The sequence below is a fragment of the Streptococcus suis genome, assembly GCF_024509555.1.
In the GTDB taxonomy this organism is placed as follows: domain Bacteria; phylum Bacillota; class Bacilli; order Lactobacillales; family Streptococcaceae; genus Streptococcus; species Streptococcus suis_AD.
This window is the reverse complement of sequence record NZ_JAMWEL010000005.1, coordinates 80,376-106,279: the sequence shown is the minus strand read 5'-3', so window position 1 is coordinate 106,279 and position 25,904 is coordinate 80,376. Positions and strand designations below refer to the sequence as shown.

Annotated in this window: 23 protein-coding genes; 4 read left to right on the top strand and 19 right to left on the bottom strand. The window is 41.7% G+C overall.

Translation table 11 applies throughout. The features are described 5' to 3' along the window. The coding region (locus tag NF418_RS03860) for a transposase (protein ID WP_256778516.1) at nucleotides 1-361 on the top strand (361 nt) is incomplete at its 5' end. 209 nt (nucleotides 362-570) lie between these two features. On the opposite strand, the gene NF418_RS03855 is transcribed toward NF418_RS03860, so the two are convergent. The 5 genes from NF418_RS03855 to NF418_RS03835 all read right to left on the bottom strand — a co-directional run bounded on the left by NF418_RS03855 (nucleotide 571) and on the right by NF418_RS03835 (nucleotide 6,464). Beyond that, nucleotides 571-1,473 (bottom strand): ABC transporter permease, encoded by a 903-nt coding sequence (locus NF418_RS03855; RefSeq protein ID WP_256778515.1) that lies wholly within the window; start codon nucleotides 1,471-1,473, stop codon nucleotides 571-573. Nucleotides 1,474-1,486: 13 nt separating this feature from the next. Next, nucleotides 1,487-2,443, bottom strand: coding sequence for an oligopeptide ABC transporter permease (opp4B, locus tag NF418_RS03850; protein WP_105160732.1), 957 nt, complete (start codon nucleotides 2,441-2,443; stop codon nucleotides 1,487-1,489). Between the two features lies 1 nt (nucleotide 2,444). Next, the gene (locus tag NF418_RS03845) at nucleotides 2,445-3,386 is read right to left on the bottom strand and encodes an ATP-binding cassette domain-containing protein (protein WP_105109597.1); all 942 of its coding nucleotides are present in this window, start codon (nucleotides 3,384-3,386) and stop codon (nucleotides 2,445-2,447) included. 2 nt (nucleotides 3,387-3,388) lie between these two features. Beyond that, the gene (locus tag NF418_RS03840) at nucleotides 3,389-4,408 is read right to left on the bottom strand and encodes an ABC transporter ATP-binding protein (protein ID WP_172096890.1); all 1,020 of its coding nucleotides are present in this window, start codon (nucleotides 4,406-4,408) and stop codon (nucleotides 3,389-3,391) included. A 262-nt stretch (nucleotides 4,409-4,670) separates the two neighbouring features. Beyond that, nucleotides 4,671-6,464, bottom strand: a complete 1,794-nt coding sequence (locus tag NF418_RS03835; protein ID WP_256778514.1) for an oligopeptide ABC transporter substrate-binding protein — start codon at nucleotides 6,462-6,464, stop codon at nucleotides 4,671-4,673. A 209-nt stretch (nucleotides 6,465-6,673) separates the two neighbouring features. On the opposite strand from NF418_RS03835, the gene pbp3 reads away from it, so the two are divergent. Then, on the top strand, nucleotides 6,674-7,990 hold the full coding sequence (pbp3, locus tag NF418_RS03830) for a D-alanyl-D-alanine carboxypeptidase PBP3 (protein ID WP_256778512.1): 1,317 nt from the start codon (nucleotides 6,674-6,676) through the stop codon (nucleotides 7,988-7,990). Nucleotides 7,991-8,452: 462 nt separating this feature from the next. Here pbp3 and sufB read toward each other — a convergent pair whose 3' ends face one another. The 8 genes from sufB to NF418_RS03790 form a co-directional block, all read right to left on the bottom strand. Next, the gene (sufB, locus tag NF418_RS03825; protein ID WP_256778511.1) at nucleotides 8,453-9,868 is read right to left on the bottom strand and encodes a Fe-S cluster assembly protein SufB; all 1,416 of its coding nucleotides are present in this window, start codon (nucleotides 9,866-9,868) and stop codon (nucleotides 8,453-8,455) included. 178 nt (nucleotides 9,869-10,046) lie between these two features. Further along, nucleotides 10,047-10,487: a Fe-S cluster assembly sulfur transfer protein SufU gene (sufU, locus tag NF418_RS03820; protein ID WP_256778509.1), complete on the bottom strand. Its 441-nt coding sequence runs from the start codon at nucleotides 10,485-10,487 to the stop codon at nucleotides 10,047-10,049. After that, a complete protein-coding gene (locus NF418_RS03815; RefSeq protein WP_256778508.1) occupies nucleotides 10,474-11,697 on the bottom strand; it encodes a cysteine desulfurase in 1,224 nt (407 codons plus the stop codon). The genes sufU and NF418_RS03815 overlap by 14 nt, the downstream gene beginning before the upstream one ends. A 3-nt stretch (nucleotides 11,698-11,700) precedes the next feature. Next, nucleotides 11,701-12,963 carry a Fe-S cluster assembly protein SufD gene (gene sufD / locus NF418_RS03810; RefSeq protein ID WP_256778506.1) on the bottom strand — a complete coding sequence of 421 codons (1,263 nt, stop codon included), beginning with the start codon at nucleotides 12,961-12,963 and terminating at the stop codon, nucleotides 11,701-11,703. Nucleotides 12,964-12,979: 16 nt separating this feature from the next. Next, nucleotides 12,980-13,753, bottom strand: coding sequence for a Fe-S cluster assembly ATPase SufC (gene sufC / locus NF418_RS03805; RefSeq protein ID WP_002938165.1), 774 nt, complete (start codon nucleotides 13,751-13,753; stop codon nucleotides 12,980-12,982). Between the two features lie 79 nt (nucleotides 13,754-13,832). Then, nucleotides 13,833-15,017 (bottom strand): glycosyltransferase family 4 protein, encoded by a 1,185-nt coding sequence (locus NF418_RS03800; RefSeq protein ID WP_256778505.1) that lies wholly within the window; start codon nucleotides 15,015-15,017, stop codon nucleotides 13,833-13,835. Next, complete coding sequence (gene mecA / locus NF418_RS03795; RefSeq protein WP_256778503.1) at nucleotides 15,017-15,733, bottom strand: adaptor protein MecA; 717 nt, start codon at nucleotides 15,731-15,733, stop codon at nucleotides 15,017-15,019. Before mecA ends, NF418_RS03800 begins: the two co-directional genes overlap by 1 nt. Before the next feature lie 124 nt (nucleotides 15,734-15,857). Continuing rightward, a complete protein-coding gene (locus NF418_RS03790; RefSeq protein WP_256778517.1) occupies nucleotides 15,858-16,697 on the bottom strand; it encodes an undecaprenyl-diphosphate phosphatase in 840 nt (279 codons plus the stop codon). A 124-nt stretch (nucleotides 16,698-16,821) separates the two neighbouring features. On the opposite strand from NF418_RS03790, the gene NF418_RS03785 reads away from it, so the two are divergent. Both NF418_RS03785 and NF418_RS03780 read left to right on the top strand, forming a co-directional pair. Continuing rightward, nucleotides 16,822-18,387, top strand: coding sequence for an ABC transporter substrate-binding protein/permease (locus NF418_RS03785; protein ID WP_256778502.1), 1,566 nt, complete (start codon nucleotides 16,822-16,824; stop codon nucleotides 18,385-18,387). Further along, on the top strand, nucleotides 18,380-19,123 hold the full coding sequence (locus NF418_RS03780) for an amino acid ABC transporter ATP-binding protein (protein WP_256778501.1): 744 nt from the start codon (nucleotides 18,380-18,382) through the stop codon (nucleotides 19,121-19,123). Before NF418_RS03785 ends, NF418_RS03780 begins: the two co-directional genes overlap by 8 nt. A 121-nt stretch (nucleotides 19,124-19,244) precedes the next feature. On the opposite strand, the gene NF418_RS03775 is transcribed toward NF418_RS03780, so the two are convergent. The 6 genes from NF418_RS03775 to NF418_RS03750 all read right to left on the bottom strand — a co-directional run bounded on the left by NF418_RS03775 (nucleotide 19,245) and on the right by NF418_RS03750 (nucleotide 25,774). Beyond that, a complete protein-coding gene (locus tag NF418_RS03775) occupies nucleotides 19,245-19,454 on the bottom strand; it encodes a capsule biosynthesis transcriptional regulator (protein WP_009910800.1) in 210 nt (69 codons plus the stop codon). 83 nt (nucleotides 19,455-19,537) lie between these two features. Beyond that, a complete protein-coding gene (locus NF418_RS03770) occupies nucleotides 19,538-20,443 on the bottom strand; it encodes an SPFH domain-containing protein (RefSeq protein ID WP_256778500.1) in 906 nt (301 codons plus the stop codon). Nucleotides 20,444-20,452: 9 nt separating this feature from the next. Beyond that, nucleotides 20,453-21,703, bottom strand: coding sequence for a threonine ammonia-lyase IlvA (gene ilvA / locus NF418_RS03765; protein WP_256778499.1), 1,251 nt, complete (start codon nucleotides 21,701-21,703; stop codon nucleotides 20,453-20,455). An 829-nt stretch (nucleotides 21,704-22,532) separates the two neighbouring features. After that, nucleotides 22,533-23,555: a ketol-acid reductoisomerase gene (gene ilvC / locus NF418_RS03760; protein ID WP_105107776.1), complete on the bottom strand. Its 1,023-nt coding sequence runs from the start codon at nucleotides 23,553-23,555 to the stop codon at nucleotides 22,533-22,535. 46 nt (nucleotides 23,556-23,601) lie between these two features. Further along, nucleotides 23,602-24,078 (bottom strand): acetolactate synthase small subunit, encoded by a 477-nt coding sequence (gene ilvN / locus NF418_RS03755; RefSeq protein WP_172022613.1) that lies wholly within the window; start codon nucleotides 24,076-24,078, stop codon nucleotides 23,602-23,604. Further along, the gene (locus tag NF418_RS03750; protein ID WP_256778496.1) at nucleotides 24,071-25,774 is read right to left on the bottom strand and encodes an acetolactate synthase large subunit; all 1,704 of its coding nucleotides are present in this window, start codon (nucleotides 25,772-25,774) and stop codon (nucleotides 24,071-24,073) included. The genes ilvN and NF418_RS03750 overlap by 8 nt, the downstream gene beginning before the upstream one ends. Nucleotides 25,775-25,904 lie beyond the last annotated feature (130 nt).

Genomic DNA, 25,904 nt, shown 5'->3' with positions numbered 1-25,904 from the left:
AAGTATTATTGGTGAACTGGGAGATATTCGCCGTTTTCAGTCTGCCAATCAAATCAATGCCTTTATCGGTATTGACCTGAGACACTATGAATCTGGTAACTTCCTCGCTAAGGAACACATTACCAAGTGTGGCAATCCCTACGCTAGAAAGATTCTGTTCAAATGTATTCACAATATCGCTTCAGCCAGTCACACCAATCCCTGCCATATCTCAGACTTTTATGAGAAACGAAAAAGACAATCGCAAACGACTTCAACGAAGCCGCACACGATTGCCTCCATACATCGTCTCATTCGGACAATGTATTACCTCATTATGCATAACAAACTTTACGATTACGCTTCAACCCAAAATCGATAAAACTGTTTATGCTCTATCATTGTAACACCTTATCAAAAATTTTCAACATAAGGTGTTAATTTCGTGTACTCTTTTTTACACGAAACTTTAGTCCAAAAGAAAACAATTTCCTTATTTTGACTATTGAACTCAAAATATTTTTCGTCAAATACCTTGATGAACTTGACAAATGGTAGAAAAAGAGTTCCCGAAGGAACCCTTATATGTTTTTAACCCAAACGTTGTTTTGCATCGGCAGCACGTTGGAAGGCTTGACCGACATAGTTGATACAAAGCATCATGACCAAGATGAAAATGGCTGCTGGCAACCAAATCCAAGTCTTGTTTTCCAAGATATCTGCGTTACGGGCATTTGAAATCAAGGTACCCAAACTTGGGACTGTTGATGGGAGACCAAAACCAAGATAGGTCAATGAAGTTTCAATACCGATATTACCTGCAAAGTTGAGTGTCAAGTTAACGATAATCAATGAACTTAAGTTTGGTAAAATCTCACGGAACATGATCATAAAGTCACTTGTTCCAAGTGTTTTCGACGCATTGACATAATCCAAACTAGCCTCAGACAACGTTCTTGTACGGAATAGACGGGCTTTGGCTGTCCAATAAAATGCACTCATGATAAAAATGAAATGATAGATTGTATAGTTTTTAATAACTGTTACAAATACAATAATCAACATTGTTACCGGCAAAATCATGATAAAATCGACAATACGCATCAAGAAACCGTCCAATCGACCACCATAATAACCTGAGATTAACCCAACTGAAATACCAATGATACTGGTGATAATGGTAATAGTGAAACCAATGACAATTGAGTTCCGAGCACCGATAATTAGTTGACCAAAGATGTCTTTACCACCTTCATCCGTTCCCAAAATATAGCCATCAACTCCTGGCTCCAAGTAACGTCCTAAAAGATTGACTTTCATAACTTGCTCTTGGTCCATCACCAAGGCACCGATGAAAACAGCCAAAAGAACTGTTACCAAGATAATCAATGAAGTCAAAGCCAGCTTATCCTTCGTAAATTCTCGTGCAATGACTCGAAAACCACCCGGAGGAGTTGAAGCTGATTGTACTTGTTTTTTATTTTCTTTACTCACCGTACTCCTCCTTCTATTTCACACGGATACGTGGGTCTACAATACTCATGATAATATCTGAAATCAAGGTTCCCAACAAAGTTCCCATACCAAAGATTAACAAGAGGGCCAAAATGACACTATAGTCACGGCTAGAAATCGAGTTAAAGAACAATTGACCGATACCAGGATAAGTAAAGATATTTTCAATAAAGATAGAACCACCAATCAAACCAGTCAATTCATACCCCAAGAATGATGCAATAGGTAAAATTGAGTTACGGAAGATGTGGCGGTTGTATACCACACGCTCAGGTACACCTTTGGCACGTGCTGTACGAACATAGTCCTGACTCTTAGCATCGATAATCCCCGTACGGAGGTATTGAATAGTTACAGTTGTAGATAAGATGGCCATGGTAATCGCCGGCAAAATCATATGATGGAGACGACTTAATATAGCTGCAAATCCTTCTACCCCACCACCGATAGAACCACGTGTTGGGAACCAACCTAAACTAAAACCAAATAACCAGAGCATCAAAATTGCAAATACAAAAGTTGGCGTTGAGAAAGTCAAGAAATTGTAAACACCAATGACTTTATCAGCAAGTGAATTTTGATAACGACCCGCAATCATACCTAAAGGAAGGGCAATAGCATAGGTCAAAATCATGGTAAGCAATGATAACCAAATTGTGTTATTCAAACGCTGCATAATCACATCGATAACTGGTTGTTTAAAGAGGAAACTTTGTCCAAAATCACCCTGCAAAAGATTTCCTACCCAGCGAATATATTGAACCGGAATTGGATCGTAGTATCCAGCTGCAATCCGTTTTTGTTCAATAATTGCAGGGTCAATATTTGGGTCAATCATACCGGTAAATGGATCACCAGGCATCATTTTTGCAACAAAGAATGCTATGACACTCAGAATGATAATCTGAGGAATCATCATGAGTAAACGTCGTAATACTGTTTTCCACATCTTAGTTCTTACCTCCTTCTGGAAGGGCTACTTGATGAGTTGCTGAAAAAGCTTTCAAATCGTACACACGACCGTTTTCATCATAGTACTGACCTTGTTTTTCTTGGTACTCCTTCTCTGCAGCCAAACGTTTTTCCTTATTTTTCAAACGATTTACTGGATCAATTGATGGAATCGCTGATAAGAGACGCTTGGTGTAGATATGCTGTGGATTACTATAGATATCACTCTTATTTCCTGTTTCTACAAAGCGACCACGGTACATGATGAAGAGTTCATCACACATGTGTTGTACCACACCAAGATCGTGGGAAATGAAGAGATAACTAAGTTTGAATTCATCTTGAATACGTTTCATATAATTCAAGACCTGTGCTTGAACAGACAAGTCCAAAGCAGAAACAGGCTCATCAGCAATAATCAAACGTGGGTTACTAGCCAAGGCACGAGCAACACCGATCCGTTGACGTTGACCACCTGAGAATTCATGAGGATACTTAATTAAGGCTTCTTCATTGAGACCAATTGTATCCAAGAGCTGAAGAACTTTTTTCTTTTCTTCATCTGGTGAAAGTCGATCAAAATTTCGAATTGGTTCTGCAATGATGTCCAAAATACGTTTTTTCGGGTTGAAACTTGAAAGTGAATCTTGGAAAATCATCTGTACATCACGATTAAAGTTGCCTTTTTTTCCACGCGATTTGTTGGTTACATTTTGTCCTTCATAAATAATTTGTCCTGAAGTGGCACGCTCTAAACCAATAATTGCTTTACCAATCGTTGATTTTCCTGACCCTGACTCACCAACCAGACCGTATGTCTTACCTTCTTCGATTTCAATGTTTACACCATCCACAGCATAGACATGATCTGTAACACGGTTAAAGAAGCCACTACGAATTGGATAATGGACTTTTAAATCTTTTACTTCAATAAATCCCACTATTAGGCCTCCCCTTCAAAATAGAATGTTTCATGGCAAGTACAACGTACAAAATGGTTAGGTCCAACTTCATGCATAACCGGATTTTCTTCGTGTGTTGCAGCTTCAATCCACGGAATACGTGGTGCAAATCGACAACCTTTACGCAGCATCTTTGTAATTGGCGGTACAATTCCGTCAATAACGTGCAACTCTCCGCCTTCGTTTTCTGATTGCGGATTTGATTTCAAAAGCGAACGGGTGTATGGATGTTTTGGATTGGTAAAGAGTTCCTCAACAGGAGCAACCTCTACAAACTGACCACCATACATAACTGCTACACGGTCTGCCGTTTCTGCCACTACTCCTAGGTCGTGAGTGATCAAAATAATACCTGACCCTGTTTCTGCTTGAATATCATTTAATAAATCCAAAATCTGTGCCTGAATAGTTACATCCAAAGCCGTTGTCGGTTCATCGGCAATAATAATCGGAGGTTTACAAGATAAGGCCATGGCGATAATGATACGCTGACGCATACCACCTGACAACTCATGAGGATACTGCTTAAATGTACGCTTAGGATTTGGAATACCTACTTGAGCTAATAATTCCAAAACACGCTCCGTACGGGCATTGGCATCCAAATCTGTATGATAGAATAGTGCTTCATCAATCTGTGCACCAATGGTCATCAATGGATTTAAAGACGCCAAGGGATCTTGGAAAATCATACCAATATCATTTCCACGTACCGTATTGTACTTGGCCTCGTCCATCCCAATTAATTCCATATCATTGTATTGGATGCTACCTGTAATTTTGGTATTTAATGGATTATGTAGCCCCATAATTGTTGTTGCCAAAGTTGATTTACCACAACCAGATTCCCCAACAATCGCTAGGATTTCATTTTTTTGTAAGGTAATATCAACACCGTCAACTGCATCAAAATAATCATCACCGATGCGGAATCCAACGTGCAAATCCTTAATGTCTAAAAGCGGTTTTTCAGTAGCCACGCTTTTTCCTCCTTTGTTCATCAGTTCATTCAACTTCTTTCATCCTTCAAATCAAATATCCTTAAGTCTATGAAAACTGATCTTTTATATCTTTATTAATAAATCCATCAAGTCTATATAGAATTTGATAGCGTTTACTAAAAACTAAAAATGACATCAATCATTTTTTGTATACTGGTTCTACTATACCATAATTATCAGAAAATTCCAATAGCAATCTGAAAAAAGCCAACCAAGTTGGCTTTTTCAGATTCTATTATCTTCTTTTATCTTCTTTATAAGACTATTCTGCCGCTACACCTTTATCAGCTGTCAATTCGATATTTTCAAGAGCAATACCTTTACCTGAAGCTGAACCATAGTTAGAATCATAGTTTTTCACACGTTTGTTAAGTGCTGTAATAGACTCAGATTCAAATGTTGGAATAGCAAATGCTTGCTCGTGAGCATATTTTTGCCAAGCCTTGTAGTTTTCAAGGTTTGTTTTCTCATCGAATGAAGCAGTAGAACTAATTGCATCCAACAATTTCGTATTTTCTTCAGATACGAAACGTGACATGTTGAAGGCAGCGATAGGACCCCAAGTACCTGTTGGGTTTGGATCGTAACCAGTAGACCAACCACCAGCATACATATCAATTGCAGGGTCGTTTGCTTGAAGTGCATCGTAGAAAGTATTTACTTCAACTGTACGGCCAGTGTACAATTCAACATTCAAGCCAACTTCTTTCCACCAAGCAATGTATTGTTGTACAAGTGCTTCGTTCGCTTCTGTACGTTTACGAGCTGCGAAAGTGATTTTGAATTCTTTACCGTCTTTACCTTCACGAATGCCGTCACCGTTTGTATCCTTGTAGCCTGCTTCATCCAAGAGTTTCTTAGCTTTTTCTGGATCGTATGTATAGCCTGCCAATTCAGAATCATGAAGTTCGCCAAAGAATGAAATAATCAATGAGTTTGCTGGGTGGTACAAGCCGTTATACAATTTCTCACCAGCAGTCTTGGTATCAATAGCATAGGCAATCGCTTGACGAAGATTCACATCATTCATCTTAGCATTCTCATCCATAACGTTCTTGCCAGCAGCTTCGTCATATTTACCAAGGTTGAATGAAATATATTCGTAAACTGAATCCAAAGATCCAACGATGTTCAAGTTAGAAGCATCTTTATATGAATCCAACTGGTCAACAGGCATATCTGCGATATCGTAGTTACCAGCCTTCATTTCAGAAACGATAGTATCAGGAGACACGATATCAATCTTGAATGAACTTGTTTTTGGTGTTGTACCCTTGAAGAAGTGTTCGTTTGGAACGTAAGTGATAGACTCACCGTTTACGATTTCCTTGATTTTCCAAGGCCCCATACCTACAAGTTTAGCAGTACGTGAATACTCGCTCTTTTCCCAATCAGCCACAGGAATATCTTTGTAGATGTGTTCTGGTTGGATATAGGCAGGTACATCACCACCGGCATACATCATAGAAGGTGACATTTCTTTCACAGTCAATTCTACTGTGTAGTCGTCAACTTTCTTAATACCAGAGATGTCTGATGCTGTTCCTGCAACATACTCTTCCATACCAACGATGTTCAAGAATTTGTCATCAAAACGAACACCGGTATAATCTTTGCTTGCCATGGACTTGATAGTGAAGATGTAGTCATTGATTGTAAATGGCTCACCATCTGACCACTTGTAGTCTTTACCAGTCAAGCTAACAGTGATTTTTTTGCCTTCCACATCAAATTCAGCTTTAGCAAGACCTGAGTCATCTAATTTACGATCTCCATCGTAACCAAACATTGAAATATCAACCATTCCACCAAATGTTGAATCGATTGTGTTTTCAGTCAATTCATCGATCAAAAGTCCTGATGAAGTTGTAGCTGAAACCAAAGCGTATTTCAATTGTGCGTCTGCAACAGCTGAACCGTCTTGTTTCACCTCAGATGGGAATGACAAGGTTTGTTCAGATGAACTTGATGACGACTTAGCACCACAAGCTGCTAAAACAGATGCAGATAAGAGTGTGATACCTGCTAAGGCAAAGAGTTTTGTTGTCTTTTTCATAAAACACCTCTGTTTTTCTTTTTCTTTGACACATAATCATATGTCGTTATAGAATTCATTATATCATAAATTTTTCTTAAATAAAGTCTTTTTGTCAGAAAATTTTGTAAAAACATATTTTTTCATCATTTTCAGACTCTTTCAATCAATTTTCCTGATTTTTCATGCCATCCTTTGTGTTATAATGGAATAAAATCAAGTAGGAGGGAATGATTATGCAACATTTCCTATTTTTTGAGAATTATCATAAAATAGATAATCAGTCTCAAATCGGAAGAATTACTCTAAAAATAGTAATCAGCATCATTATTCTATTCATTAGCCTCTCATCTCTTTCTAGAGGAGTACGGGCAGAAGAATTTACATCAAAGGCAAATCAAGCCTTAGCAATAGAAGTAACGAGTGGAAAAATTCTGTACGAGAAAGACTCGCAAACACCTGTTCCAGTGGCTTCCTTAAGTAAACTTTTGGGCATATATTTAGTCTACGAATCCATCAAAAAGGGGGAGATTGATTTAGACACCCCTGTTACAATCTCAGAATACCCTTTCCAGCTAACAACCAATCCCAATATTACTAGCGTTATATTAGATTATCGGCTCTATTCAGTAGAAGAATTGATACACGCTGCTTTGATTAGTTCATCCAACAGTGCAATGATTGCCTTAGCTGAAAAAATCGCTGGTAGCGAGATAGCATTTGTTGATAAAATGAAAGCCAAACTCAAGGAGTGGGGAATTAGCGATGCAAAAATTGTCAACTCATCCGGCCTTGACAACTCTTATTTAGGAGAAAATATCTATCCTGACTCTTCCGAAGAAGATACCAATACCCTGTCAACACTTGATTTAGCCATCATTGCTAGACGGTTAATCATTGATTTCCCTGAGGTGTTGGAGGTTACTTCCCAATTGAGCTATGCAATCGACGGTTACTCATATTATAGTTTTAACCAGATGGTAGCTGGAGGGATATATGAACGTGGTGGTGTTGATGGCTTAAAAACAGCTGTTTCCCAATCTGCTGGAGTTTGTTTTATAGCCACAACGAAACAGGCAAACATGAGAATTCTTACAATATTACTGAATGTAGAAGGGGGGTTAGAAACACCTGAAAATCGTTTCATCGAAACAAACCGACTAATGGACTACATCTACTCCACTTTTACCTACACCACACTTGTCAAAAAAGGCGATGCTTATGAAAATAGCAAAATTAAGGTCTTTAATGGAGCAAAAGAAACAAGTCCAGTTGTAGCTGCAGCAGACCTGTCTGTTGTCCAACGAAATCAAACCGAAAAACCTGCTATAGCAATATTTACTACCGATTTCAGTGAAATACAAGCACCTACAAAAGCAGGAACAAAAGTAGGAAAATTGCAAATAGAAGACACCGACTTAATTGGAAAAGGTTATATTGCTGACCAAGCCAGCATTGATATGGTTCTACCTACTGAAGTAAAAAAAGCTCCCTGGCCAGTTTCCTGGTGGAACAACTTTGTTAGATATGTAAATGAGAAATTATAGCACAAAAATTTAGGTATATAAAAAGTAGAGTATAGTAAAATAGATTTAATAATACAAAACAGCTTAGACTGACGTTATTAGAAACGTTGATCCTAAGCTGTTTTTGATTGTAAAATATTAACAAAAGGTAAGATTTTTTAGTATTTGTCTCGCCTCATCTCCTACGTCGAATGGAGGTTGAGTTGGTAAGAGTTCCTACGGAACTCCTAGCTACGTATCCTTTTCTGACAGGAAACGACGAGCGTGGAAGGAATAGGATTTTTATAAATTATTAGGATTGCAAAGAAAAGCGACTACCGTCTCACTATTTCCAACGAGCGTTGGCATTTCAATGTAGAGTGGCATTCGCTACTCCTCATCTCCCCCCTCGGTTGGTGAGAGTTCCTGCGGAACTCCTTATTACATATCGCTTCCTTACAGGAAGCGACGTCAGTAGGATAAAAATAGTCTCCCAGACTATTTTTATCCTACTGACCCCTCCATCTCATAGGCAATCAGTCTGTTGAGTTCGACTGCGTATTCCATTGGGAGTTCTTTTGTGAATGGTTCGACAAAGCCCATGACAATCATCTCTGTGGCTTCGGATTCAGATAGACCGCGGCTCATGAGGTAGTAGAGCTGTTCTTCTGAGATTTTTGAGACTTTGGCTTCGTGTTCGAGTGCCACTTGTGAGTTGTGAATTTCATTAAATGGAATGGTGTCTGACTTGGAAATATCATCCATAATAATGGTATCACACTCGATATGACTAATCGACTTGGCTGAGTTTTTGGCAAAAGTTACTTGGCCACGGTAGTTAACTTCTCCACCGCCACGGGCAATAGATTTGGATACGATAGACGATGAGGTCCGCGGTGCATTGTGGATCATCTTGGCACCGGTATCTTGGACCTGACCCTTGTTGGCAAAGGCAATGGACAACATGGTCCCACGCGCACCTTCACCTTCTAGGTAAACCGCAGGGTATTTCATGGTTGTCTTAGCACCAAGGTTTCCGTCAATCCACTCTACTGTAGCATTTTTCTCAGCACGAGCACGCTTGGTTACCAAGTTATAAACGTTGTCAGACCAGTTTTGAATGGTGGTATAACGCATATAGGCACCTTCGTGGGCAATGATTTCCACAATAGCAGCATGGAGACTTGCCGTTGAGTAAGTCGGAGCTGTACAGCCTTCCACGTAGTGAACACTTGCTCCTTCATCCACGATGATAAGGGTGCGTTCAAACTGCCCTGTTCCTTCATTGTTGATACGGAAGTAGGTTTGAAGCGGAATATCCAACTTAACACCTTTTGGTACGTAGATGAAAGTACCACCTGACCAAACCGCTGAGTTGAGGGCAGCTAGTTTATTATCTGACGGTGGAACGAGCTTTCCGAAATATTTTTTGAAAAGTTCTGGGTATTCCTTAAGGGCTGTATCGGTATCTGTAAAGATAATACCGTGCTTGTCATACTCTTCCTTCATGTTGTGGTAGACCACTTCTGATTCGTACTGGGCAGAAGCACCTGCTAGGTAGGCACGCTCAGCTTCTGGAATACCGATGCGTTCAAAGGTTTCCTTGATTTTGTCCGGTACATCATCCCAGCTACGTGCCGGCTTATCTGACGGTTTTTGATAGTAAACAATATCATCAAAATCCAGTTCAGACAAGTCGGCTCCCCAAGTCTGCATAGGCATTTTCTTGAATGTTTCATAGGATTTCAAACGGAATTCCAACATCCATTCAGGCTCGCCTTTGATACGGGACATTTCACGAATGACTTCTTCGTTCAAACCCTTACCTGTCGAAGCCACCAGTTCCACGTTCTCGTCATGGAAACCGAATTTGTATTCCCCAAGGTCAATGGGGGTTGGTTCAATTCTTTCTTCTGACATAATATAAGATACTAAGCCCCTTAAGAAAGCAAATGAAAAATAGGGAATCGACCTCGTGTGCAAACACACGCGGAGATTTATCTTTTTTCAAAAGCTTGAGGGCCTGTTCAATTCCAATCAGAAACTGAACAATCCTTTCTATCTGATTTTCATTTTTTATTTATTTGTTTGTTGATGCTTAGTTAGCACTGTCACTTCGTTCCAGTGCTTTCTTCAGGGCATTCCACGGTAATGTGGCACACTTGATGCGTTGGGGGAATTTGGCGACACCTGCAAGGAGCGAGGCATCCCCCAGTTCCTTCCGACGTATGTCTTCTTGGCCTTGGACCATTTGTGAGAAGATTTCGGCTAGTTCTTCAATATGCTTAATTTCTTTGCCAAGCACTGCCTCAGTCATCATAGAAGCTGATGCGGTTGAAATGGTGCAGCCAACGCCGTCAAAAGCAATATCGGTAATCACTTCATTTTCAATCTTGACTGATAGTTCAATCACATCGCCACAGGTTGGGTTGTGGAGTTCCAATTTTTCCACTCCAGCCAAACTCCCGCGGTGACGAGGCGACTTGGAGTGTTCAGACACAACTGCCATATAAAGAGAGTCTAATCTAGATAGGGCCATTGAAAAACTCCTTTGTCTTGATGATTGCCTCGACCAACTTATCACAGTCAGCCTTGGTATTGTAAATGTAAAAACTTGCTCGTACAGTAGCAGGCACCTGCAAATATCTGAGAAGCGGTTGGGCACAATGGTGACCTGCCCGTACCGCAACTCCTTCATAGTCCAGAGCAGTTGCCACATCGTGTGGATGCAAGTCGTCCAAGTTAAAGGCAATAACTCCCGTCCGCTTGGCCAGGTCCTGACTACCATAAATGGTCAAACCTGGAATAGCCTGCAATTTTGGAAAGACATAGTCAACCAGTTCTGCCTCGTGGGCCTGGATAGCGTCCATACCAATTTCGGTCAGGTAATCAATGGCCGCTCCCAGCCCAATCGCACCTGCAATATTGGGCGTTCCTGCCTCAAACTTCCAAGGTAATTCCTTCCAAGTAGCTGACTGCTCATAGACAAAGTCAATCATTTCACCGCCGAATTCAACTGGCGACATGAGATTGAGCAATTCTTCCTTGCCGTAGAGAACACCAATTCCTGTTGGACCTAACATCTTATGAGCTGAAAAGGCATAGAAGTCCACGTCTAATTCTTGCACGTTGACGGCCATGTGGGGAACTGACTGGGCTCCGTCCACCACCAAGTAGGCACCGACTTCATGCACCAGCTCTGCTATTTCCCCAATAGGAGCCACGCTGCCTAAAACATTGGATACGTGTGCTAGGGAGACGAACTGGGTCTTAGAAGATAGTAGTGACCGCAGGTGGTCCATGTCCAGCTCGCCGTCTTTTAGGGTCACATAGCGGAGCTTGGCACCTGTTTGCTGACAGGCTTGCTGCCAAGGGATGATATTGGAGTGGTGCTCTTGAACTGAGATTATAACTTCCTGGTCTGGCAGGAGAATTTCCTTTGCAAACTGAGCCACCCAGTTAAGACCGGTTGTCGTTCCTCTGGTAAAGAGAATTTCCTTACTAGACTTGGCCTGGATAAAATCTGCCACCTTCTGCCGAGCCGCCTCGTAGCGAGCAGTTGCCCGTTCCGAAAGGGTGTGAACGCCACGGTGAACATTGGCATTATCCCTCTGGTAATAATCCACCAGCACATCTAGTACCTGCTGCGGTTTTTGAGTGGTCGCCGCATTGTCCAAATAGACCAGCGGCTCATCGTTAACAACTTGGTCTAGGATTGAAAAATCCTTGCGAATGCGTTCCAAATCCATATCTTATCTCTTTGTTAGTTTTTCTTCAATCACGGCAATCAGTTGGTCACGAACTTCCTTGACAGGAATTTCGGTAATGACTGCGCCAAGGAAACCACGAACAACCAAGCGTTCAGCAGTTGCTCGGTCCAGACCACGACTCATGAGGTAGTACATGTCTTCTGGATCCACCTGACCGATTGAGGCTGCGTGTCCAGCTGTAACCTCATTCTCATCGATAAGGAGAATTGGGTTGGCATCGGAGCGAGCCTTGTCAGACAGCATGAGGACACGGCTTTCCTGCTGGGCATCCGCACCTTTAGCACCACGAACAATGTGTCCGATACCATTAAAAGTCAAGGTTCCGCTTTCTAAGATAACCCCATGTTGCAGGATGTGACCGACCGAATTATGACCGTAGTTGGTCACGCGCGTATCCACACCTTGGACCTGACGACCTGATGACAGTCCAACAACTTTGAGGTTGGCATGGCTACCGTTTCCTTTTAATTCACTATCCAAATCGGCAACCACATTTCCTTCGTTGAGCAGACCAATCGCCCAGTCAATCGTTGCATCGTTTCCGAGATAGCCGCGACGGTTGAGGTAGGTATCCAAATGCTTGCCAAGGCGGTCAATGGCCGCAAACTTGATTTGGCTACCAGCAAGGGCGATTACTTCCACGACAATATTGGCTGAAGTCGCTGCTGTGCCGTCGCCTAAACTTTCAAAACGCTCCAGGTAATTAAGCTTGGCATTTTTTCCAGTGATGATGAGGACGCGTTTGTTAAAGGCAACTGGACTAGTGCTGTCTTGGTAGAAAAGGGCCTCAACTGGCTGGTCGATTTCAACATTATCTGGTACGTAGAGGACAGCTGTTGCGTTAAAATAGGCTGTGTTGTAAGCCGCTAATTTGTGCTCATCGTAGGCTACGGCAGCACCGAGGTACTTTTCAAGTACATCTGGAATGATGTCCATAGCCGATGCGAAATCTGTAAAGACTACACCTTTCTCTACAAGGTCAACCGGCAACTGCTCTAGAACCGTTTGGCTGCCAACTTGGACCAACATAGGATTGTCACCGATAGCTGTAAAATCTGGAACGGCTCCGATTTCATCATTTGTGGCTAGGATTCCGTCACCAAGGTTCCAACGATGAAATTTGACACGCTCAATAACCGGCAAGTCCAGCTCTGCTATTTTGTCAAAAGCCTTAAGGCGCAGGTCTGTCAACCAGCTTGGTTCTGCCTGCAAGGCTGAAAATTCTTGAATCTTTTCTTTGGTCATAGCTTCCTCCAAAGACTTAAATGTCATCTTCTTTGTAGTCGATGCCAAGCTCTGCTGCAACTTGGACATATCCTTCTTTTTCCAAGCGTTGCGCCAATTCTGGTCCGCCTGAAAGCACGACACGGCCTTCCATCATGACATGGACAACATCAGGAGTGATGTAGTTGAGCAAACGTTGGTAGTGGGTGATAATCATAGCACCGAAGCCCTCACCACGCATGGCATTGATCCCTTTCGATACAACTTTAAGGGCATCGATGTCCAGGCCTGAGTCAATCTCATCAAGAAGGGCAAAAGTTGGTTCCAACATGAGTAATTGCAGAATCTCATTGCGTTTTTTCTCACCACCTGAGAAACCTTCGTTGAGGTAGCGCTCTGCCATTTCCTCTTTCATGTTAAGGAGTTCCATTTTTTCATCCAACTTTGTGATGAAATCACGGACAGAAATCTTGTCTTCGTCTTCCTTACCAGCGTTCATTGCGGCACGAAGAAATTCCGCATTGGTGATCCCCGGAATTTCCGACGGGTACTGCATAGCCAGAAAAAGTCCCATACGGGCACGCTCATCGACTTCTAATTCTAAAATATTGACACCGTCAAACAAAATCTCACCTTGGGTGACTTCATAACTTGGATTGCCCATGATGGCTGCTGAAAGGGTGGATTTCCCTGTTCCATTCGGTCCCATGATGGCTGCAATTTCACCTGTTTTAAGGGTCAAGTTGACGCCTTTTAAGATTTCTTTGCCTTCGATTTCCACATGAAGGTCTTTGATTTCTAATACTGACATGTCGGTCTCCTTTATTTATTATCCTTTCTATTATACCAAAAAAAGAGCCTGACGGCTCTTATCTTGTTTAGAAAGATTCTTATTTTCTTTTTTTTGAATGGCGACAAATTGCCCGTTTTTCTTTAAAATTAGCTATTGATTCTTGACGGTAACTACTATTTCCAATGAAACGAAGGAGATTTAACAGTGGGGTACGATTTTCGCCAAAAATACCAATTAACTCACTTAGAATTTCAACACCTAGCCCCATTGTTAAGACTAATAAAACCCCACCTACTCGACTGGAAACATTCAGCAAAAGAGAGGTCAATGAAAAAATAAAGGAAATGGCATAAATGACCAATACTGTTCCCCTATGTGTCAATCCTAAAGATAAGAGTCGGTGATGCAAGTGCATCCGGTCTGCCTCAGAAATCTTTCGACCAGATAACTTACGGCGGATAATAGCCATAACCGTATCTGTAATCGGTACTCCCAGGATAATCATAGGGGTCACTACTGCTACTGCCGTAGAATTTTTCAAGCCTTGCAACGACAGCACACCAATCATGAATCCGATAAACAAGGCACCTGTATCACCCAGATAGATAATCGCCGGATTATAATTATAAGGCAGAAAACCGATAATAGCCGCTACCAGAATAAAAATAGTCAAGGTCAAAAAGATATTGCTATCATGGAGGAAAAAGTAGGAAACAATTCCCATTGTCGTCAAGGAGATAATCGACACCCCAGAAACTAAACCATCTAGACCATCGATCAAATTAACGGCATTAGTTATAGCAACAATCCACAGTACAGTTAGAAAAAAGGAGAGCCATTCCGGAAAGATAATAAAGGGACCACCAAACGGAATCTTGAAACTATCAAAATGAAATTCCGTACAGAACCAGATAATAGAGGCAGCAATTACAATCCCTAGCATCTTAGGAGCCGGTGTCAATTCTTTTACATCATCAATATATCCAGTAACTACAATGATTACTGATGCTAAAATAAGAGGCCAAATGTAGTCAAAATAGGTACCATGATAACTGACATGTGTCACAATACCTGGCAAGAACCATATGGCAGCTAAGGTAAAGGAAATGAAAATTGCAAGGCCTCCCGCAGAAGGCATGGGTACTTTATTAATACGACGGGCATTTGGATGATCGACTGCACCAACTCTGAAAGATAAGAATCGAACTAATGGTGTGATAATCGCTGAAACAACCATGGTTGTAATGATGACCATGATGTACTTTAATGCGAAAGGAATCATTATAGCGAAACCTTTCTAAGCTCGTCAATGGCGGCAATTGGTACAAGCACATGACCATGTTCCTGAAGATAAGGACGCGTTAATTTGCTATCATTTGTAAACTCTAACATTCTTGAGAGTAAGTATTCTGGATAGCGTTTTGAACGGTGCTCAGTCTTGATTAAAACAGTCATATAATAACGCTTGTCCAATTTATATAGTTCCGACTCTTCAATTGGATAGTCAATCGAACCTACAAATGTTAAAACTTCCTCTATGTCGTCAAATTCTAAAATATAATAAATATAAGGTTCTTGAGGCTCCTCTTCTTCCTCAGCCTCCTCAACTTCCTCTAAGTGACGAACAGCAGCCATATCTTTTGAACTTTTCTCTCGAACAGTCTGCTCTAAACTCTTAAAAAATTCATCCGGAGACATACTAGAAACATCTCCAAAATCTGACAAATCTGTAAACTCATCAAAGTTTAAATTTTGATCCAAATCTGACTTTGTCACAAAAATATCCACTCTGTCTGGTTTTGGCGTTACTCTGAAACTAAGCATACCGCTCTCACGAAATGTTAAGGGTAGGTCCAATTCTTCCAAAACAGAATAGAAAAATTCTTCCGTCTTTTCTTGAGGAATCAAGAAGTCCGAGAGTTCCATCCCTCTTTCTTCTAAATCATCCATTTTAATTGTAATCTTCAATGTTGAATCACTTATTTGTTTTACTTTCATAATTACCTCATACAATGAATGATTTTCTAAAATTTTACCATCCATTTTCAATACTCATACATATCTCATTCCATTATACTAAATGACCGCTTGAAAAACAAAAGAAAAGCAGGTTGCCCTGCTCTTAAAACAAAAATGTAACAAAGGAGTATACTAACAAAATAGCTCCCAAAATAATGCGATAATATCCAAATACTGTGAAGTCATTTTTCTTCACAAAATCCGTCAAGAAGCGAATAACGACCAATGATACCAAATAGGCTGTCAAACTTGCAACAAGTAGAATTATTATTTGATCAAGTGTCAAGCTGTTGCCATCCAAGAAGTATTTTACGGCTTTCAAACCACTGTAACCAAACATAGTCGGAATGCCGAGGAAGAAGGTAAAGTCAGCTGCGACTGTTCGACTAGTCCCAAGAATGATTGCTCCAAGGATAGTAGCCCCAGAACGACTGGTTCCTGGAACAATACTTAAAACTTGGAAACAACCGATGAGAAGAGCGGTTTTATAAGACATTTTAGATAGGTCTGTCACCTGGGGTTTTACATCTTTGTTTCGATTTTCAATCCAAATAAAGGCAACACCATAAACAATCAAGGCAATGGCAATAGGCACCATGAAGTTAAAATGTGCTTCAAACCAACTATCTAAAGGTACAGCAATTAAAATGGAAGGAATACAGGCAATCACAACTTTCGCCCAGAGTTGCCAAGTCAATTGAACATCATGTTTTGTCTTCCCTGGCTGAAAGGGATTCAAGCGCTCAAAATAAATGGTCATCACCGCTAGAATAGCACCCAACTGGATAACAATATTAAACATTTCTAAAAAATTTTCAGATTGGTTCAACTTCACGAATTCCTGAAATAAAATCAAGTGACCTGTTGAAGATACAGGCAACCACTCTGTAATTCCTTCAACAATGCCTAAAAATATGGCTTTCAACAATTCCAAAATCATAATAAACTCCTTTTTATCAATTCTAATTATTATACCATAAAAAAATAATACAATGATAGTTCAAGGATATTGAAATTTGTCAGAATTTTTAATAAAATGGTGTAATACCATTAAATAAGGAGAATTTATGAAACATAAACTTAGCATATTTCTGCTGACACTAATTGCTGTCTTTTCTATGGCAACCGGTGTTAAGGCAGATGAATACCTTCGGGTCGGTATGGAGGCAGCTTATGCACCATTCAACTGGACTCAAGAGGACAACAGCAATGGAGCTGTCCCGATTGAAGGAACCAACCAGTATGCCAACGGCTACGATGTGCAGATTGCCAAAAAAATTGCAGCATCACTAGACAAGGAACTTTTGGTTGTTAAAACAAAATGGGAAGGACTTGTCCCTGCTCTTACTTCTGGCAAAATCGACATGATTGTCGCTGGTATGAGCCCGACCGAAGAACGAAAAAAAGAGATTGCCTTCTCAGATAGCTACTACACCTCGATTCCAACTCTTGTGGTTCGTTCGGACAGTGAATACGCCAACGCAAGCAGTCTAGCTGATTTTGCTGGTGCAAAAATTACTGCCCAGCAAGGAGTTTACCTATACGACTTGATTGACCAAATTCAAGGTGCAAACAAGCAGACAGCCATGGGGGATTTTTCTCAGATTCGCCAAGCCTTAGAATCAGGTATTATCGATGCCTACGTCTCAGAACGTCCAGAAGCCCGTACAGCTGAAGCTGCAAACTCTGTTTTTAAAATGGTCGAATTGTCTGACGGCTTTACGACCAATGCAGAAGATGTGACCATCGCGGTAGGTATGCGTAAGGACGACAACCGAATCAACCAGGTCAACGAAGTTCTTGCAGGCATTTCTGAAGAGGACCAAATCGCCCTCATGGACAATATGATTGAAAATCAACCTGCTGAAGAAACCAGCGAAGGGGAAACCCCAAGTTTCATTGCCCAAGTTTGGAATATTGTTGTAAACAACTGGCAGCAATTGCTTCGTGGTACTGGAATGACCTTGCTTATTTCCATCTTAGGTACCATTATCGGTACAGCCATTGGTCTATTGATTGGTGTTTTCCGCACTGCGCCAAAAGCTGCTAACAAGGCCCTTGCAATCGGTCAAAAAGTTTTCGGTTGGTTCATTACTATCTATATTGAAATTTTCCGTGGTACTCCAATGATCGTACAATCCATGGTTATCTACTACGGTACTGCCCAAGCCTTCGGTCTTAACCTTGACCGTACCCTCGCTGCCATTTTCATCGTATCCATCAATACCGGTGCCTACATGAGTGAGATTGTCCGCGGTGGTATCTTCGCCGTTGATAAGGGACAATTCGAAGCTGCTACAGCTCTTGGATTTACCCACAACCAGACCATGCGCAAGATTGTTTTGCCTCAGGTTATTCGCAATATCCTCCCAGCTACTGGTAATGAGTTCGTCATCAATATCAAGGATACTTCTGTATTGAACGTTATTTCCGTTGTAGAACTATACTTCTCAGGAAATACCGTAGCGACACAAACCTACCAGTACTTCCAAACCTTTACCGTCATTGCCATTATTTACTTTATCTTGACTTTCACTGTGACACGCATCTTGCGAGCAGTTGAAAAACGCTTTGACACAGACACCTATACAACTGGTGCCAACCAAATGCAAATCGAGGTGCCTCATGACTAAGAACATCATTCTTGAAATTAAAAACCTAAAAAAATCCTATGGACAAAACCAGGTCCTAAAGGATATCTCAGTTAATGTCGAAAAAGGTGAAGTCATTTCCATTATCGGATCCTCTGGTTCTGGAAAATCAACTTTCCTTCGTTCCATCAACCTTTTAGAGACACCAACTGAAGGACAAATCCTCTACCATGGCCAAGATGTATTGGCCAAAGGCTATGATTTGACTACATACCGTGAAAAACTAGGTATGGTTTTCCAATCCTTTAACCTTTTTAACAACCTCAATGTCTTGGAAAATGCCATCGTGGCACAAACTACTGTATTAAAACGCGATCGTGCAGAAGCTGAAAAAATCGCCAAAGAAAACCTCAATAAGGTCGGTATGACTGAGCAGTACTGGCAGGCCAAACCAAGCCAACTCTCTGGTGGTCAAAAACAACGGGTAGCTATTGCCCGTGCCTTATCCGTGGATCCAGAAGTCATTCTCTTTGATGAGCCAACTTCTGCTCTTGACCCTGAAATGGTCGGAGAGGTACTCAAAACCATGCAGGACCTTGCCAAGTCCGGCTTGACCATGATCATCGTGACGCACGAAATGGAATTTGCCCGTGATGTTTCAGACCGTGTCATCTTTATGGACAAGGGTGTCATCGCCGAAGAAGGCACACCTCAACAACTCTTTGAAAATCCACAAGAAGAGCGGACCCGCGAATTCCTGCAGCGTTTTTTAGGATAAGCTTTCACACCTATAGATAGCAACCTTACCAGCTTTTGAAGCTGGTAAGGTTTTTTTGAAACAAAAAAAGAAGACCAAACGGTCTTCTCAGTAAATATTCTAAATAAAATGATTATTTAGATTAGTTTTCAAATTTCTTGTGGTTTTTATCGTAAAAATCAATCAAACCCAAGGCAGTAGCAAATGAGATATTGTCAATTTTAGCGCGTCCTTGTGCAAGAGCGATAACTGACATTTCACGAGCATTAGTTTCTTTAGAGATACGGTAGCCTGTGATTTTCTTTTCGCGTACCCAGCCGACAACAGCGGCAACTTTTTCGTAACTAGTCATAATGAGCCCCTTTCCTTTTTATTCGTGCAATTTAGTATAGTATAAATCGCTTTGACTTGTCAAGTAAAATGTTCGTTTTTTACTCATTTTTTTACCTGTAAAGCAGACAATATTTGTGTACGAACATCTTCTACTCCACCAGCATTAGCTGGTAAAAAGATTGTTTGATTACCTCCTTGTGCAAAATTATTTAATGTATCCAAGTATTGGTTGGTCAATAGGATAGACATAATCTGCTCTTCCGTCATACTGATGTTGGACTCTTTCAATTCACGAATAGAGTCCGCCAAACCATCTACAATAGCCTTCCGTTGTTGTGCAATCCCCACGCCATGTAGGCGGTCTTTTTCAGCCTCTGCTTCAGCAGCAGTAACTATTTTAATCTTATCGGCTTCTGCCAATTCTTGGGCCGCAACCCGTTTCCGCTGAGCTGCGTTGATTTCATTCATTGATTGCTTAACCTCGGCATCTGGTTCAACCTTGGTAATCAAGGTCTTGACAATGACATAACCGTAAGTCGACATCTCTTCTGCGACCTGTTTTTGTACTTCCAGGGCGATTTCATCTTTTTTCTCAAAAAGTTCATCCAAGGTCAACTTAGGCACCGAAGAGCGCAGGGCATCTTCGATATAGGATTTAATCTGAGCCTCTGGATGCATGAGTTTGTAGTAAGCATCTGTGACATTATTTTCATTGACACGATACTGCGTAGCCACATTCATGGTTACAAAGACATTATCCTGGGTCTTGGTTTCCACCACAATCTCACTCTGCAGCATCCGCAATTGGATACGAGCCGCAATGACATCTACCCCAAAAGGAATCTTAAAGTTAATCCCTGAGGTAGAAGTTTTTTGGTACTTCCCAAACCGCTCTACAATAGCAACTGTTTGCTGCTTGACCACATATAGCCCCGAAACAACTAAAACCAAGGTAAGCAATACAACAAATAAGAAACTAACAATAAAAATTATTGGACCAAGAACCATACCTACCTCCTATACTAGCATTTTATAAAGCGAATCATTTTCATGAAGATTGATATACTGAGGATCGAAATCTTCTAGGCGAGAAAGAAATTGGACATAATCTTCCTTATTGCCCAAAGCAATCCCGATCAAGACTGGACCAGTACCTTTATTGGCACGTTTGATGTACTCAAAGCGAGTAATATCATCATTAGGTCCTAAAATATCATTTACAAATTCACGCAAGGCACCCGGGCGTTGTGGGAAATTCACTACAAAGTAATGTTTAATTCCCTCATAAATAAGAGCCCTTTCTTCCATTTCCGGCATACGGTTGATGTCATTATTTCCGCCTGAAATGATACAGCAGATCGTCTGCCCCTTAATCTTATCTTTGATGACTTCTAAGGCTGCCACCGTAGCTGCACCAGCTGGCTCTGCAACAATTCCGAGCTTAGAATAGAGATCCAAAATGGTCGCTGAAATCCATCCCTCGTCAACACCAATCAGCTTATCGACATGTTTGCGAGCTACTTCATAGGTTGAAGCCCCAACCTTTTGAACAGCAATACCGTCCGCAAACTTATCAATGCTCGCCAATTTGATAGGACGTCCCTTATCAAAGGCTGCCTTCATGGAACGGGCACCGTTGGCTTCAACGCCGATAATCTTAATTTCAGGAGCATTTTCTTTCAAGAATGCAGAGACTCCGGCAACCAATCCACCTCCGCCTACTGGCACAAGGATTTGATCAAAACTAACGGACTGCTCCTCAGCTTCTTCTAAGATTTCGTAGGCTACTGTACCTTGACCAGCTTGTACATTGGCATCATCAAATGGATCAATAAAAGTTTTTCCACTCTCTTTTGTAAACTCTTGTGCTGCTTGGGCAGATTCATCAAAAGTATCGCCTACTAAACGAATATCAACAAAATCTCCACCGAAGAAACGAACCTGTCCAATCTTTTGCTGGGGGGTTGTAATCGGCATAAAGATTGTCGCAGGAATCTGCATTTCTTGACATGTATAGGCAACACCTTGGGCATGGTTACCCGCCGAGGCACAGACTACCCCTAGTGATTTTTCTTCATCAGACAATTGTGAAATCGCATAGTATGCTCCACGAATCTTAAAGGAGCGAACCCGCTGCTCATTCTCACGTTTGATATAGACGGTCGCACCATATTTTTCGGATAAATAACGACTGTAATCCAGGGGAGTTCGGACAACTACCCTCTTTAGAACTTCATATGCCTGTTCTACATTTTTTGCTGTAATCATTTTTTACTACTTTCCTTCTGTAACTATATTATACCAGTATTTAACAAATATTACTAACAATTATACGCATATTTATAATAATATCGCAGAATTGATTTATATCCGATCTTTTGTCAATCTTTTGAGTCATCTTATTAATAAAATGGTCAAAAGAGCTGGTTAACCCAGCTCCTTTATTCCTATTTTCTTGACAAAAATTGTATACTCTTCATCCAAGCCATGTAACACAGATACTTGGAACTACAGACTGCGAGTGGAGATGCACTTTACTTATACAAAGGGCATTTCCGTCCACTAAACTTGCCTCGCGTTTCCGTTTTTTTTGGCGAGGGCTCTAACAGTTTGGGGAACTATCGGAGGTAGGAGATAAAGCTTGCGACAGTAAGTGTCAATTGGACTTTCCTCACATTCTAGTTTTCAGGCGAGCAACTGCTTCCTTCAAAGGTTCCCCAACCTTTGAAGCTGTCAGAGGTGGTAGATAAAGCTTGCGACAGCAAGTGTCAACTAGTCCAACCCCGGACTTTCCTCACTCTCTCGTTTTCAAGCGAGGGCGTATGGTCGCTCTCACATTTCTAGGCGACCAGCTGAAAGAGTCTATCCCCAGACTCTTTCACTCCCCCGGACTTGCCTCGCTCTCTCATTTTTAGGCGAGGGCGTATGGTCGCTCTCACATTTCTAGGCAACCAGCTGAAAGAGTCTATCCCCAGACTCTTTCACTCCCCCGGACTTGCCTCGCATTCTCGTTTTCAGGCGAGGGCTAAAACAGTCCACTGGACTTTCCTCACTCTCTCATTTTTAGGCGAGGGCTAAAACAGTCCACTGGACTGTTTTAGTTATAAATCTTGAATGAATCGTCGTCGTTGCGGCTGACGAATGGCATTGCTTTGCGGAGTTCTGCTCCGACTTTTTCGATTTCGAGTCCTTCTGCTTCTTTACGGTATGCTTCCATACGTGGACGGCCTGCTTTATAGTCGTTAACGAAGTCATTAGCAAATTTACCAGACTGGATATCTGCAAGGACTGCCTTCATGTTTTCTTTAACTTGGTCTGTAATCACGCGTGGGCCTGATACATAGTCACCAAATTCAGCAGTGTTTGAGATAGATTGGCGCATTTTCTTGAAGCCACCTTCGTAGACAAGGTCAACGATAAGTTTCATCTCGTGAAGAACTTCGAAGTAAGCCAATTCTGGTGCATAACCTGCTTCTGTCAAGACTTCAAAACCTGCCTGCATAAGGGCTGTCAAACCACCGCAGAGAACCGCTTGCTCACCAAACAAGTCTTCTTCCGTTTCTTCCTTGAAGGTTGTTTCCAAAAGACCTACACGAGCCGAACCAACTCCTTTTGCCCAGTCCATAGCGATGTGCTTGGCATTGCCAGTAGCGTCTTGATACACAGCGTAAAGAGCTGGTACACCGAAACCTTCTTCAAAGGTACGGCGAACCAAGTGACCTGGTCCTTTCGGTGCACACATGAAGACATCCACATCTGCTGGTACCTTGATAAATTCAAAGTGAACATTGAAACCGTGGGCGAAGCCAAGAGCATTTCCCGCTTCCAAGTTTGGAGCAATTTCTTCATTGTAAAGGTCTGCCTGGATTTCGTCTGGAGCCAAAATCATGATAACATCGGCTTGTTTTGCTGCTTCTGCCACTTCAAAAGTTTCAAAACCGTCTTCTTTTGCCTTGTCAAATGACTTACCAGCACGCACACCGATGATAACATCGTGCCCTGTATCGCGCAAGTTTTGAGCATGGGCATGGCCTTGTGAACCATAACCGATAACGGCGATACGTTTGCCGTCAAGTGCTGCGACTGTTACATCTTTTTCATATTGCATTGCTACTGTCATAAAATTCTCTTTTCTATTTTTTTAATTATTCTATAAAGTTTTAAGACTAATCTCGACTAAAACCTGTTGCTCCCGTACGGGCGATATTCTTGATGCCGTATGGCTGAATCACACGCAAGAGGGCGTCAATCTTATCTCCGTCGCCAGTCATTTGAATGGTAATGGAGTGCGGTGCCACATCGACAACGCTAGCGCGGAAAGGTTGGATAATGGCTAAAATTTCTGCCCGTTTTGCTGGAGGTGCCGAAATTTTAACCAGAATCACCTCCCTTTCCAAGTGGGGAATATCCGTCAAATCACGGACACGGACTACATCAATCAAACGGTTGAGTTGCTTAATAATCTGTTCCACTTCGTCCATGGTTGCTACATCGACAATCACTGTAACTCGGGAAATGCCTTCTACTTCTGTCGGACCAACAGATATGGACTCAATATTGATTTGCCGGCGAGATAAAACACCTGTAAAGCGGTTGAGGACGCCTGATGAATTCCGTAATTTTGCTGTTAACATTCTACGCATTGAACTTCACCCCCAACATCTCTGCATTGCTCTTACCTGCTGGAACCATTGGTTGAACGTGTTCTGCTTTGGAAATATGCACTTCAATCAACATCGGTCTATCTTCCAAAATAACTTTCATATCCTCAGCCAGGGTCGCTGGATTGTCAAAACTGTAGTGAGCAATGCCGTAGGCTTCAGCTAGCAGCTGGAAATTTGGCTCCGCATCAAAGACAGACTGACTGCGGCGTTTGTCATAGAAGGATTCCTGCCACTGACGGACCATGCCAAGCGAATGGTTGTTAATCAGAACCACCTTAATCGGTACACCATAGCCATTGAGAATAGCTAGTTCTTGGTTGGTCATCTGGAAACCACCATCACCAACAAAAAGAACAACTTCACGGTCAGGGTTGGCTAATTTAGCACCGATTGCTGCTGGAATACCAAATCCCATAGTTCCCATGCCACCTGATGTCACTAACTGGCGAGCATGTTTATAAGGATAGAACTGAGCGGTCCACATCTGGTGTTGCCCGACGTCTGTGACCACAATCGCATCTCCTTTGGTTAATTGACCAATTAATTCAATAGCCTGTTGTGGTTTGATAAATTCAGAATCTCCCTCATACCAGAATGGTGCTCTGCGTTTATTTTCTAAGACCTGGGCGGTCCAGTCAGCGTAATCTGTTTCCACAGTTTCCAGCTTGAGCAAGGCTTGGAGAGTTGCCTTAGCATCTCCTACGACTGGTATGGCTGTTTTCTTAACCTTACCGATTTCAGCTGGGTCGATATCAATATGGGCAACGGTTGCGTTGGGTGCATAGCTGAGAGGATTACCTGTCAAACGGTCATCAAAACGAGCTCCGATATTGATGATATAATCCGCATCATTCATAGCCATATTGGCAGCATAGGAACCATGCATACCACCCATACCTAGTGCTAATTCATGCTCAATCGGCATAGCACCTAAACCTAGCAAGGTAGAAACAACTGGGATTCTGTAACGTTCCGCAAAGGCAATCAACTCTTGATTGGCATCTGCGTAATTGACCCCACCACCTGCAAGAATAACAGGTTGCTTAGCTTGACTCAGTTGTTTCAAAATTTTCTTGACCTGTAAACCATTTGGCTCAACAGTTGGTTGATAACTTGGAAGTTGAACAGTTGGATCGTGGTAAAAATCAACTATTCTCTCTTGAATATCTTTTGGAACGTCAATGACAACCGGACCTGGACGACCTGTTGTTGCGATATGAAGAGCCTCTGTAATGACACGAGGAATATCAGCGGTATCTCTAATTTGATAATTATACTTGGTAATTGGCATGGTCATTCCCAAGACATCGGCTTCTTGAAAGGCATCCTTACCGATACCTCGTGTAGCCACTTGACCTGTAAAGACCAAGAGGGGAACACTATCTCCCATAGCGTCCGCTATTCCTGTGATGGCATTTGTTGCTCCTGGACCAGAAGTTACAATCGCTACCCCCACCTTTCCTGATGATTTAGCGTAACCTTCTGCCTCATGCACTGCACCTTGTTCATGACGAGCCAAGATATGTTGAATACCCTCATATTGGTAAATCGCATCATACAAAGGTAAGACCGCTCCTCCTGGATAACCAAAGACCAGGTCTACCCCTAATTGATGCAAGGTATCCAAGATTAGATAAGACCCCGAACGTGGTTGGTCTAGTTGAATTTCTTGCACGAATACTCCTCCTCTCTGCAAATGTTATCTACTATAATATCACAAGGAGATAGAATGTCAAGGAATTTTCTGAAAATTCCTACATTTGTTCGTTTTCTTAAATATTTCCGAAAAAATTCTTAAAGCAAAC